Raw genomic sequence first — 12,200 nt, 5'->3', positions numbered from 1 at the left:
CGCCCGTCCGTCCCCTCCCGGGGCGGACGGGCGGTCCCGTCAGCTCCCGGGCTCGGTGCGGGCGTCGGCCGGTTCGCCGACGATGCGGCTCGCGAGTTCCGAGGCCAGCTCCGAGACTGTCATGCGGAGTTCGGCGTCGGCGGTGGCCCGCTCGGACGCGACGCGGTCCCGTGCCCGCGCGACGAGGGCGTCCTGCTCGCGCCGGCCGTCCTCGCGGGCCGCGGCGAGCCGGGCGGCACCCTCCTCGCGGGCCCGCTGCCGGGTGAGGACGGCGTCGTGGTGCGCGTCGGCCAGGAGCCGCTCCGTCCGGGCGCGGTCCGCCTCCGCGGCGGCCCGTACGGCGGCGGCCCGCCGCGCGGTGCCCTCGGTCGCGTCGCGCCGGGCCGCCCGGGCCCGGCCCAGCCGCCGCAGCGTCCGGGCGAGGCACAGGTACACCACGGCGAGCAGCGGCAGCGCGAAGACGAGGTCGGTGACCTCGGGGTTGAGCGGACCGACCGGGTACGGAAGGAGATCCATACCCGTGGCCTACCCGTTCACGTGTGTACAACCTACGCGCGTCCGCGCCATAGTTGACCGAAAGTCACCCTCGCCCGCAGGGCACTGTCCGCCCGTCACGGCCGCTCGGTCAGCCCGGTCAGTTCCCGGTCCGCGGCCTGCGAGACGCGGCGCCGGACGGCGAACCAGCCGCCGACCAGCAGCACCGCGACGAGCGGGACGAGGAGCAGCGTCTTGCGGCCGACCTCCGGGTCGTCGCCCATCAGGCACAGCACGGCGACGAGGAAGACGATCGTCGCGATCTCGGTGACGGGGCTGCCGGGGAGCCGGAAGGACGGCCGCGTCAGCAGGCCCTCCCGGGCGCGGCGGACGAACACCAGGTGGCAGATCATGATGATCACCCAGGTGCTGATGATGCCGAGGGAGGCGACGTTGAGGACGATCTCGAACGCCTGGCTCGGCACCAGGTAGTTCAGGACGACACCGAGCACGCACACCGCGCAGGTCAGCAGGATGCCGCCGTACGGCACCTGGCTGCGGTTCATCCGGGCGGTGAACCGCGGGGCGGAGCCGGCCATCGCCATGGAGCGCAGGATGCGGCCGGTGGAGTACAGGCCGGAGTTCAGGGACGACATGGCCGCGGTGAGGACCACCAGGTTCATGACGTCGCCGGCGGCGGGCACGCCGATCTTCGACAGCACCGTGACGAAGGGGCTCTCGCCCGCGGAGTAGACCGAGCCGGGCAGCAGCAGGGCGAGCAGGACCACCGAGCCGACGTAGAAGACGGCGACCCGCCACATGATCGAGTTCACCGCGCGCGGGACGACCTTCTCGGGCTCGGCGGTCTCGCCCGCGGCGACGCCGACCAGCTCCAGCGCGGCGTACGCGAAGATCACGCCCTGCATCACCAGGACGACCGGCATGACCCCGTGCGGCAGGAATCCTCCGTGGTCCGTGATGACGCCCACGCCCGGGGTGCTCCCGCCCACGTCGCGTCCGGTGACCAGCAGGAAGATGCCGATGAGCATGAACGCGACGAGGGTGGCGACCTTGACGATCGCGAACCAGAACTCCATCTCGCCGAAGATCTTGACCGAGATCAGGTTCACGGCCAGCACCACCGCCAGCGCGACCAGGGCGAGCACCCACTGCGGGATGTCGGTGAACAGACTCCAGTAGTGCGTGTAGAGCGCGATCGCGGTGATGTCGGCGATCCCGGTCGTGGACCAGTTGAGGAAGTACATCCACCCGGCGACGTACGCGCCCTTCTCGCCGAGGAACTCCCGCGCGTACGACACGAAGGACCCGGAGGAGGGCCGGTAGAGGACCAGCTCGCCGAGGGCGCGGACGACGAAGAACGCGAAGACGCCGCAGACGAGGTAGGCCAGGGCCAGCGCGGGCCCCGCGTCGTGGAGCCGGCCGCCGGCTCCGAGGAAGAGTCCGGTGCCGATCGCGCCGCCGATCGCGATCATGTTGACGTGGCGGGGCTTGAGGTCCTTGCTGTAGCCGGCGTCTCCCGCGTCCGCGGGGGTGGGGTGGCCCTCGACGCGGGATGCGTCTCCGGCTGTGTCTACGGCGTCCTTGCTCACGGGTGGATCAACTCTCTGGTGCCCCGGCGTACGGCGTACGCGGGTGTCCGGATGTGTCTGGCCCGCGCCGTCCCTGTCGGGGCACAGACCAAGGCGGCACCTGCCCCGGAGATCACCTCGCATGCGGTGCTTCACGTCACACGGCGGCACGTCTCACACGGCGATCATGGACTTCACGGCTCCCCCACAGGGGCGGACGGTGCCAGTGGGACCCGGCGCGCGCTTTCACAGCACCGGTGAGACAGCAATACTGTTGCACCGGATGACCGCATCACCCGGACAGGCGAGGGGCTGCCATGACGACGGACACCGAGGAGCCGACGCTCACGGTCGACGAACTGGCCGCGCGGGCGGGCGTCACGGTCCGCACGGTCCGCTTCTACAGCAGCAGGGGCCTGCTCCCGCCGCCCGTGATCGGCCCCCGGCGCGTCGGGCACTACGGCCCCCTGCACCTGGGCCGGCTCGCGCTCATCGAGGAGCTCCAGCGCCAGGGCATGACGCTGGCCGCGATCGAGCGCTACCTCGGGCAGCTGCCCCCGGACCTGAGCGCCGGGGACCTCGCCGTCCACCGCGCGGTGGTCGCCTCGTGGGCGCCGGACACGGCGCAGGAGGTGTCGCGGGAGGAGCTGGAGCGGCGGGCGGGCCGGCCGCTGGACGAGGAGGAGCTGGACCGGCTCACCGCGATGGGCCTGATCGTGCGCACCCCCGGCGGCTTCGGCGTGGACACGGGGCTGCTCCGGCTCGGCGTGCAGCTCCTCGGCCTGCCGATCGCGCACGAGGCGGTCCTCGCGGCGCGCACCGTCCTGCTGGAGCACTCGCGGGCGGCGGCGCACGAGCTGTCCACGCTGCTGCGGGAGGCGGTGGGTGAGAGCGAGTCCGTCGCCGCGGTGAAGTCCCTGTCCGCGCACATGCAGCCGCTCGTGGTGCAGGCGCTGCTGACCACCTTCCAGCGCTCCCTCAAGGTGGAGCTGCGCGAGTGGCTGAAGGAGTCCTGAACCGGGCTGTCACGCGCCGCCACTCACCTCCAGGGTCTGGCCGGTGACGGAGCCGCCGCCCTCGTCGACGAGGTGCAGCAGCGAGGAGACGAGGCCGGACCGCTCCCGCGTGCGCGGCGCGACCCGAACCCGGCCGCCGTCCGCGTCGGCGGTTCGCCCGGCCCCTGTGCGCACGGCGCCCGGGACGAGGGCGTTCACGGTGATGCCGTACGGGCGCAGCGCGGCGGCCAGCGACCGGGTGAAGCCGCTCAGCCCGGCCTGGGCGGCGACGCGCGCGACTCCCGGCGGGCGGACGGCCGGCGGCACGACGTTCACGATCCGTCCCCAGCCCGCGGCCTTGAGGTACGGCAGCACGGCGCGGGCCAGGAGAAAGGGCACGTCGAGGCCGGCGCCCATGACACGCCGCCACTCCCCCGGGGTGAGGTCCTCGAAGTCCGCCTCCGGGAACGCCCTCGCGACGGTGACGAGGACGTGCAGGGTGCCGAACCGTTCGATGACGCGCTCCAGCGACCGCCGTACATGCACCCCGTCGGTGACGTCCGCGACCAGCTCGACGTAGTCGAGGACGCGTCCGGCCGTTTGCGGCTGCGGGACGGTGTCGAGACCGGCGACCCGGTAGCCGCGCCCGGCGAGCGCGACGGCGAACTCCTGCCCGAGGCCCTGAGCCGCTCCGGTCACCAGGGCGGTACGCGTCTCCATGGGCCCGAGTGTGACGACCCGTCAGGCGGCGGACAAGAGCGCGTTCGGACCACCGGGGAGGACCGTCCGCGGAACACAAGGACCGAGGTGACTGCCCGTCAAGAGGCTCACAGAGCGCCTTTATGACGGACAGTCACCCTTCGCGACCTGGACCGACCCTACTTGTCGCTGAACTTCTCGCCCTTCTCCGCCTTCTCCACGAGCAGGGCCGGGGGCGTGAACCGCTCGCCGTAGCGCTCGGCCAGCTCACGGGCGCGCGTGACGAAGCCGGCGGGGCCGCCCTCGTACCCGTTGATGTACTGGAGCACACCGCCCGTCCAGCCGGGGAAGCCGATGCCGAGGATCGAGCCGATGTTGGCGTCGGCCACGGAGGTCAGGACGCCCTCTTCGAGGAGCCGGACCGTGTCCAGCGCCTCCGAGAAGAGCATCCGCTCCTGCATGTCCTCGAACGGGATGCGGTGGCCCGGCTTCGTGAAGTGCTCGCGCAGTCCGGGCCAGAGCCTGCCGCGCCTGCCGTCCTCCCCGTACTCGTAGAAGCCCGCTCCCCCGCTGCGCCCGGTGCGGCCGAAGTCGTCGACCATCCGGTCGATGACCGCCTCGGCCGGGTGGGTCGCCCAGGTGCCGCCCGCCTCCTCGACGGCGCGCCGGGACTCCGCACGGATCTTGCGCGGCAGGGTGAGGGTCAGCTCGTCCATGAGCGAGAGGACCTTGGCCGGATAGCCGGCCTGTGCCGCGGCCTGCTCGACGGACGCGGGCTCGATGCCCTCGCCGACCATCGCGACGCCCTCGTTGATGAAGTGGCCGATGACGCGCGAGGTGAAGAAACCGCGGGAGTCGTTCACCACGATCGGGGTCTTGTTGATCTGGCGGACCAGGTCGAACGCCCGCGCCAGCGCCTCGTCGCCGGTCCGCTCCCCCTTGATGATCTCCACCAGCGGCATCTTGTCGACGGGCGAGAAGAAGTGCAGCCCGATGAAGTCGTCCTGGCGCTCCACACCTTCGGCGAGGGCGGTGATGGGCAGCGTCGAGGTGTTGGAGCACAGCAGCGCGTCGGGCTCGACGATGTGCTCGATCTCCTGGAACACCTTGTGCTTGAGCGAGGTGTCCTCGAAGACGGCCTCGATCACGGCGTCGCAGCCGGCCAGGTCCTGTGGGTCGGCGGTCGGGGTGATGCGGGCCAGCAGCGCGTCCGCCTTCTCCTGGGTCGTGCGGCCCCGGGAGACGGCCTTGGCGCAGAGCTTCTCCGAGTAGTTCTTGCCCTTGGCCGCGGCCTCGGCGGACACGTCCTTCAGAACGACGTCGATGCCGGCCCGCGCGCACGAGTAGGCGATGCCCGCGCCCATCATGCCGGCGCCGAGGACGGCGACCCGGCGGACCGGGCGCGGCTCGATGCCGTCCGGCCGGTTGGCGCCGGAGTTGACCGCCTGGAGGTCGAAGAAGAACGCCTGGATCATGTTCTTGGCGGTCTGCCCGGTGACCAGCTCGGTGAAGTACCGGGCTTCGATGGTCAGCGCGGTCTCGAAGTCGACCTGCGAGCCCTCGACGGCGGCCGCGAGGATGTTGCGCGGCGCCGGGTAGGGGGCGCCGTTCAGCTGCTTCCTCAGGTTGGCGGGGAAGGCGGGCAGGTTGGCGGCGAACCTGGGGTTCGACGGCGTACCGCCCGGGATCTTGTAGCCCGGCTTGTCCCAGGGCTGCTGGGACTCGGGGTTGGCGTCGATGAAAGCGCGCGCCTTGGCGAGCATCTCCTCGGGCGTGGCGGCCAGTTCGTGGACGAGGCCGTTGTCCAGGGCGCGCCGCGGCGAGTACTGGGTGCCCTGGAGCAGCACCTTCAGCAGTGCGTCGGCGATGCCCATGAGGCGTACGGTGCGGGTGACGCCGCCGCCCGCGGGCAGCAGGCCGAGGGTGACCTCGGGCAGGCCGATCTTGGATCCGGGGGCGTCCAGGGCGACGCGGTGGTGGGAGGCGAGGGCGATCTCGTAACCGCCGCCGAGGGCCGCGCCGTTGAGGGCGGCGACGACCGGCTTGCCGAGGGTCTCGATGCGGCGCAGCGAGGACTTGATCGCCGTGCCGGCCTCGAACGCGCGCCGGGCGTCCTCGGGGCCGACCCGCATCATGTCCTTGAGGTCGCCGCCCGCGAAGAAGGTCTTCTTGGCGGAGGTGTAGATGATGCCGCGGATGGAGTCCTTCTCGGACTCGGCGCGCTCGGCGACCGCCGCGATGGAGTCCCGGAAGGCCTGGTTCATCGTGTTGGCGGACTGGTTCGGGTCGTCGAGGACGAGGGTGACGACGCCGGTCTCGTCCTGTTCCCAGCGGATGGTGGTGCTCTCGGTCATGAGGAGGTCTCTCCGTGTAGGTCTCGTAAGCCGCTGGGGAGTTACAGGCGCTCGATGATCGTGGCGATGCCCATGCCGCCGCCGACGCACAGCGTGGCGAGGCCGTAGCGCTTGTCCTGGCGCTCCAGTTCGTCGACGAGGGTGCCGAGGATCATCGCGCCGGTGGCGCCGAGCGGGTGGCCCAGCGCGATGGCGCCGCCGTTGACGTTGACCTTGTCGAGGGACAGGCCCATGTCCTTCACGAACCGCAGCACGACCGCCGCGAACGCCTCGTTGATCTCGACCAGGTCGATGTCGTCGATGGTCAGGCCGGCCTTGGCGAGCGCCTTGCGGGTGGCGGGCGCGGGGCCGGTGAGCATGATGGTCGGCTCGGAACCGGAGACGGCGGCGGAGACGATCCGGGCGCGCGGGGTGAGGCCGTAGCGCTCGCCGACCTCGCGCGAGCCGACGGCGACGAGGGAGGCGCCGTCGACGATGCCGGAGGAGTTGCCCGCGTGGTGCACGTGGTCGATCTCCTCGACCCAGTGGTACTTCTGCAGGGCCACGGCGTCGAAGCCGCCCAGCTCGCCGATGTCGGCGAAGGAGGGCTTGAGTTTGCCGAGCGAGTCGGCGGTGGTGCCGGGGCGCAGGTGCTCGTCGTGGTCGAGGACGACCAGGCCGCTGCGGTCCCTGACCGGCACGACGGACCGCTCGAAGCGGCCGTCCTTCCAGGCCGCGGCGGCGCGCTCCTGGGAGAGCGCCGCGTACTCGTCGACGTCGCGGCGGGTGAAGCCCTCGATGGTGGCGATGAGGTCGGCGCCGATGCCCTGTGGCACGAAGTTGGTGTTCATGTTGGTCATCGGGTCGGCGAACCAGGCGCCGCCGTCCGAGGCCATCGGCACCCGGGACATCGACTCGACGCCGCCCGCGAGGACCAGGTCCTCCCAGCCCGAACGGACCTTCATCGCGGCCAGGTTGACGGCCTCCAGGCCCGAGGCACAGAAGCGGTTCTCCTGGACGCCGGCGACGGTGTCGGGCAGTCCGGCGGCGATCGCGGCGATGCGCGCGATGTCGGAGCCCTGGTCGCCGACCGGGCCGACGACACCGAGGACGATGTCGTCGATGGCGGCCGGGTCGAGGCCCGGGAAGCGGTCGCGGATCTCGTGGATGAGTCCGACGACCAGGTCGATGGGCTTGGTGCCGTGCAGGGCGCCGTTCGCCTTGCCGCGGCCGCGCGGGGTGCGGATCGTGTCGTACACGTACGCTTCGGTGCTCACGATGAGGCCTTTCGGGAAGGGCAGGAGGGTTAGCCGAGCAGGGAACGGCCGATGATCTCCTTCATGATCTCGGTGGTCCCGCCGTAGATGGTCTGGATGCGTCCGTCGGTGAAGGCCCTGGCGACGCGGTACTCCGTCATGTAGCCGTAGCCGCCGTGCAGTTGGAGGCAGCGGTCGGCGACCCGCTTCTGCAGCTCGGTGGCCCACCACTTGGCCATCGAGGCGTGCACCGCGTCGAGTTCGCCGTTCGCGTGGTCGACGATGCAGCGGTCGAGGAAGGTGCGGGTGACGGCGCACTCGGTCGCCATCTCGGCTATCTCGAAGCGGATGTGCTGGAGCTGGGACAGCGGCCGGCCGAAGGCCTCGCGCTCCTTGACGTACGCGGTGGTGATCTCCAGCAGGTGCTCGGCCGCGGCGATCCCGGCGACGGCGATGCCCATGCGCTCCTGCGCCAGGTTCGTCATCAGGTGGACGAAGGCGCCGTCGCGCTCGCCGAGGAGGTTCTCCTTGGGCACGCGGACGTCGTGGAAGAACAACTCGGCGGTGTCCTGCGACTTCTGGCCGATCTTGTCCAGGTTCCGGCCGCGCTCGAAGCCCTCCGTGCCCCGCTCGACTACCAGCAGCGACAGCCCCTTGGCCCCGCCCTCGGGAGTCGTCCGCGCGACCACGATCACCAGGTCGGCGAGGATGCCGTTGGAGATGAACGTCTTGGAGCCGTTGAGCAGCCAGTGGTCGCCCCGGTCCTCGGCGTGCGTCCTGATGCCCTGGAGGTCGGAGCCCGCGCCCGGTTCGGTCATCGCGATCGCCGTGATCAGCGAGCCGTCGCAGAACCCGGGCAGCCAGCGCCGCTTCTGCTCCTCGGTGGCCAGGCCGGTCAGATAGGGCCCGATGATGTCGTTGTGCAGGCCGAGGGCGAGGCCGGAGACCCCGGCGCGCGTGAACTCCTCGGCGAGTACGGCGCTGTAGCGGAAGTCGCTGTTGCCGCCGCCCCCGTACTCATCGGGCACGGCTAGCCCGAGGAGGCCCTGCTTCCCGGCCGCCCGCCAGGCCTCGCGCGAGACGATGCCGTCCTTCTCCCACTGCTCGTAGTGGGGCAGCACCTCCTTGGCCAGGAAGGTGCGGACGGTCTCGCGGAACGCGTCGTGCTCGGCGGAGAAGATCTGCCGTTTCATTGCCGGGGCCCCCTAGAGCCAGTTCTTGACGGTCTCGACCAACTTCGCCGGCTCCTCGCCGACGGGCGTGACGTTCAGCATGGTGACGCCCGCCTCGCGGAAGGCCTCGACGCGCTCACGCACATAGCTCTCGGGTCCGCAGAGCGACATCAGCTCGCAGAACTCGTCGGGCACGGCCGCCTCGGCCTCCCGCTTCCTCCCGGAGAGGTAGAGCTCCTGGATGAGGGCGGCCTCCTTCTCGTAGCCGTACGCCACGGCGAGGTCGTTGTAGAAGTTCTTGCCGGGCGCGCCCATGCCGCCCACGTAGAGCGCGATCCGCGGGCGGGCGAGGTCGCGCAGGGCGGACGCGTCCTCGCCGATGGCGAGCACGCCGCCGGCGACGGTCTGCAACGGTCCGAGGGCCGGGTCCCGGCGGGCCGTCCCCTCCGCGAGGGCGGTGCCCCACACCTGGTGCGCCTTCTCCGGGATGAAGAGGGTCGGCAGCCAGCCGTCGGCGATCTCGGCGGTCAGGCGCACGTTGGCGGGGCCGAGCGAGGCGATGTACAGCGGTACTTCGGGGCGCACCGGCCTGGTGAGGATCTTCAGCGGCTTACCGAGGCCGCCGGGCCTCGGCATGTCGGTGATGCCGTGGTGGTCGATGATCTCGCGGCGCAGGATGCGGCGGGTCAGCTCGACGGCCTCGCGGGTGCGGCCCAGCGGTTTGTCGTACGCCTTTCCGTGCCAGCCCTCGACGACCTGGGGGCCCGAGGCGCCGAGGCCGATGAGGGCGCGGCCGCCGGAGACGGCGTCGAGTCCGGCGGCCGTCTGGGCGATGAGGGCGGGGGTGCGGGAGTAGACGTTCAGGATCGCGGCGCCGATCCTCATGCGCTCGGTGCGGGCGGCCAGGTAGCCCATGATCGTGGGCGAGTCGAAGCCGTAGGCCTCGGCCACCCAGACGGCGTCCAGACCGGCGGACTCCAGGGCGGCCACCTCGTCGGCGGCCTGCCGGGGGTCGCCCGCGTAGTCGAGCGGGACGGAGAGCTCCATCAGTGGCCGTCCTCGGTGTCGCTGCCGTGCATGTCGTCGTCCTTCGGATCGCTGTGCCGCGGGTCGCCGGGCTCCGCGAGACGGGGCAGGCCCCAGTCGCGGGCCACGTCGGCGGTGTCGGCGCCCGGGAGGGCGGGCCCGCGGCGGACGGAGGTGGGGGTGGCGGAGAAGCGGGGTGCGGGGGCGGGCTGGGTGATGCCGCCGTGGTCGCTGAAGGTGCCGCGTGCGGCGAGGTGCGGGTGGGCCGGGGCCTCGCGCAGCGAGAGGACCGGTGCCACGCACGCGTCGGAGTTCTCGAAGACGGCCGTCCACTCGTCCCTGGTACGGGTCAGGAAGCGGGCCGCCACACTCTCGCGCAGTTCGCCCCAGCGGGACACGTCCTGCCGGGCGGGGGCGTCGGCGGGGAGGCCGAGCAGCTCCGTGAACTCGTCGTGGAACCGCTGCTCCAGGGCGCCCACGGCCATGTACTTCCCGTCGGCCGTCTCGTAGGTCCCGTAGAAGGGGGCGCCGCCGTCGAGCAGGTTGGCCGCGCGCCGGTCCTGCCAGGCGCCCGCGGCCAGCATGCCGTGGATCATCGCGGAGAGGTGCGCGGTGCCGTCGACGATGGCCGCGTCCACCACCTGTCCGGCGCCGGTCGCGCGGGCGTGGTGGAGGGCGGCGAGGACGCCGACGACGAGGTAGAGCGAGCCGCCCGCGTAGTCGCCGAGGAGGTTCGCGGGGGCCGGCGGCGGGCTCTGCGGGTCGCCGATCATGCCGAGGGTGCCGGTCAGGGCGATGTACCCGATGTCGTGGCCGGCGCGCGCGGCGAGCGGTCCCTCCTGGCCCCAGCCGGTCATGCGCCCGTAGACGAGCGCCGGGTTGCGGGCGTGGCAGGCCCCGGGACCGACGCCGAGGCGCTCGGCGACGCCGGGGCGGTAGCCCTCGATCAGGACGTCCGCGCGCCGCGCCAGGTCCAGGACGCGCTCCGCTCCGTCCTCCGCCTTCAGATCGACGACCACCGACCGCTTGTTCCGGTTGGTGACGTCGTACGCCGGGTCGATCGCGAGGCCCGCGCCGCCCGGCCGGTCCACGCGCACGACGTCAGCGCCGAGGTCGGCGAGGAGCATGGTGGCGAACGGGCCGGGCCCGATGCCCGCCAGCTCCACCACGCGCACCCCGGCGAGCGGACCGTGCCCTGCCGTCCCTGCCGCTGCCATCGGGCCCCCAGCACTGTGACACCACTGATGTGACATCAGCGATGTTAAAGACGTGTTCCACACCGGACAAGCCCCTGACGAGCAAGCGCTTAGTCAATTTCCGGCCGTCTCGGCCCCTCGCCGTTCGGCCCGCCGCACCTCACGCTAGCCTCAGCCACCGGCAATGGCGCGGGACGGACTGCTGAGAGGTGTCATGACCATGCAGGACAGGGCGGGGCGGGCGTACGACATCGTGCTCTTCGGGGCCACCGGCTTCGTCGGCGCACTCACCGCGGAGTACCTCGCGGCGCACGCGCCGGAGGGGCTGCGCTGGGCGATCGCCGGGCGCAGCACCGAGAAGCTCGAACGGCTCCGGAAGAGTCTCGGGGCCACCTCGGAGGTCGGGGTGCTCCGGGCCGACGTGTCCGATCCGGACTCGCTGCGCGAACTCGCCCGCAGCGCGCGCGTGGTCGCCACCACCGTGGGGCCCTATCTGACGTACGGCGAGGAACTGGTGGCCGCCTGCGCGGACGCCGGCACCGACTACGTCGACCTCACCGGCGAGCCGGAGTTCGTGGACCTGATGTACGTCCGGCACGACGCACGCGCGCGGGAGACCGGGGCGCGGCTGGTGCACGCCTGCGGTTTCGACTCCGTCCCGCACGACCTCGGGGCGTACTTCACGGTGCGGCAGCTGCCCGAGGGGGTGCCGCTGACCGTGGACGGGTTCGTCCGTGTGCAGGGGATGTTCTCCGGCGGCACGTTCGCCTCCGCGCTCAACCAGTTCGCGCGCGGCCGGCACGTCCTGGCCGCGGCACGGGACCGCCGGCGGCACGAGCCGCGTCTGGTGGGCCGGCGGGCGTACGCGCCGCCGAGCGCGCCGCGGTTCGCCAAGGAGGTCGGCGCGTGGGCGCTGCCGCTGCCCACGATCGACCCCCAGGTCGTGCAGCGCTCGGCGCGGGCCCTCGAACGGTATGGGCCCGACTTCCGCTACCGGCACTACGCGGCCGTCGAGCACCTGCCGGTCGCCCTGGGCGGGGTCGCCGCCGTGAGCGCCCTCTTCGCGGCGGCCCAGGTGCCGCCCGCCCGGCGCTGGCTGTCCGGCCGGGTCAGGCCCGGGGAAGGGCCCGGCGAGGAGAAGCGGGCGAGGAGCTGGTTCTCGGTGCGGTTCGTCGGCGAGGGCGGTGGGCGCCGCGTCTACACGGAGGTCTCGGGCGGTGACCCGGGCTACGGCGAGACCGCGAAGATCCTCGCAGAGGGCGCGCTGTCGCTCGCGTTCGACGAACTCCCCGCGACCGCCGGGCAGGTCACGACGGTGCAGGCGATGGGCGACGCCCTGACGGAACGCCTCCGCCGGGCGGGGATCGTCTTCCGGGTCGCGGCCACGCGGTGACCGCAGGGCCAGGGGTCGCCTTACGGGTCGCGGCCACGCGATGACCGCAGGGGCGGGCGGGGCGGCT

The 12,200-nt window shown here is 72.2% G+C and carries 9 protein-coding genes and 1 pseudogene; 2 read left to right on the top strand and 8 right to left on the bottom strand.

From position 1 onward, the window contains the following. Nucleotides 1-39: 39 nt before the first annotated feature. Both ACZ4VA_RS28275 and ACZ4VA_RS28270 read right to left on the bottom strand, forming a co-directional pair. Complete coding sequence (locus ACZ4VA_RS28275) at nt 40-516, bottom strand: ATP synthase F0 subunit B (RefSeq protein ID WP_356166186.1); 477 nt, start codon at nt 514-516, stop codon at nt 40-42. Nucleotides 517-611: 95 nt separating this feature from the next. Then, nucleotides 612-2,084: an amino acid permease gene (locus ACZ4VA_RS28270; protein ID WP_468082931.1), complete on the bottom strand. Its 1,473-nt coding sequence runs from the start codon at nt 2,082-2,084 to the stop codon at nt 612-614. 262 nt (nt 2,085-2,346) lie between these two features. Here ACZ4VA_RS28270 and ACZ4VA_RS28265 point away from each other — a divergent pair. Next, nucleotides 2,347-3,079 (top strand): annotated as a pseudogene (locus ACZ4VA_RS28265) (MerR family transcriptional regulator). Nucleotides 3,080-3,088: 9 nt separating this feature from the next. Here ACZ4VA_RS28265 and ACZ4VA_RS28260 read toward each other — a convergent pair. From ACZ4VA_RS28260 to ACZ4VA_RS28235, 6 genes are all read right to left on the bottom strand, one after another. Further along, nucleotides 3,089-3,778: an SDR family NAD(P)-dependent oxidoreductase gene (locus tag ACZ4VA_RS28260; protein ID WP_468082929.1), complete on the bottom strand. Its 690-nt coding sequence runs from the start codon at nt 3,776-3,778 to the stop codon at nt 3,089-3,091. A 158-nt stretch (nt 3,779-3,936) separates the two neighbouring features. Beyond that, nucleotides 3,937-6,111: a 3-hydroxyacyl-CoA dehydrogenase NAD-binding domain-containing protein gene (locus ACZ4VA_RS28255; protein ID WP_388902666.1), complete on the bottom strand. Its 2,175-nt coding sequence runs from the start codon at nt 6,109-6,111 to the stop codon at nt 3,937-3,939. 41 nt (nt 6,112-6,152) lie between these two features. Further along, on the bottom strand, nt 6,153-7,367 hold the full coding sequence (locus ACZ4VA_RS28250) for an acetyl-CoA C-acetyltransferase (protein ID WP_468082926.1): 1,215 nt from the start codon (nt 7,365-7,367) through the stop codon (nt 6,153-6,155). 29 nt (nt 7,368-7,396) lie between these two features. Continuing rightward, nucleotides 7,397-8,539 carry an acyl-CoA dehydrogenase family protein gene (locus ACZ4VA_RS28245; RefSeq protein ID WP_468082925.1) on the bottom strand — a complete coding sequence of 381 codons (1,143 nt, stop codon included), beginning with the start codon at nt 8,537-8,539 and terminating at the stop codon, nt 7,397-7,399. A 12-nt stretch (nt 8,540-8,551) separates the two neighbouring features. After that, the gene (locus ACZ4VA_RS28240) at nt 8,552-9,565 is read right to left on the bottom strand and encodes an LLM class F420-dependent oxidoreductase (protein ID WP_389391604.1); all 1,014 of its coding nucleotides are present in this window, start codon (nt 9,563-9,565) and stop codon (nt 8,552-8,554) included. Then, a complete protein-coding gene (locus ACZ4VA_RS28235; protein WP_468082923.1) occupies nt 9,565-10,761 on the bottom strand; it encodes a CaiB/BaiF CoA transferase family protein in 1,197 nt (398 codons plus the stop codon). Before ACZ4VA_RS28235 ends, ACZ4VA_RS28240 begins: the two co-directional genes overlap by 1 nt. 193 nt (nt 10,762-10,954) lie before the next feature. Here ACZ4VA_RS28235 and ACZ4VA_RS28230 point away from each other — a divergent pair, with 193 nt between their 5' ends. Further along, entirely contained in the window at nt 10,955-12,133 is a 1,179-nt protein-coding gene (locus tag ACZ4VA_RS28230) for a saccharopine dehydrogenase family protein (RefSeq protein ID WP_388902676.1), read from the top strand. The last annotated feature ends 67 nt before the right edge of the window (nt 12,134-12,200 follow it).

The sequence above is a fragment of the Streptomyces sp. NPDC028308 genome, assembly GCF_055565855.1.
Note: the sequence above shows the minus strand (reverse complement) of the source record. Positions and strands in the feature narration are given on the sequence as shown.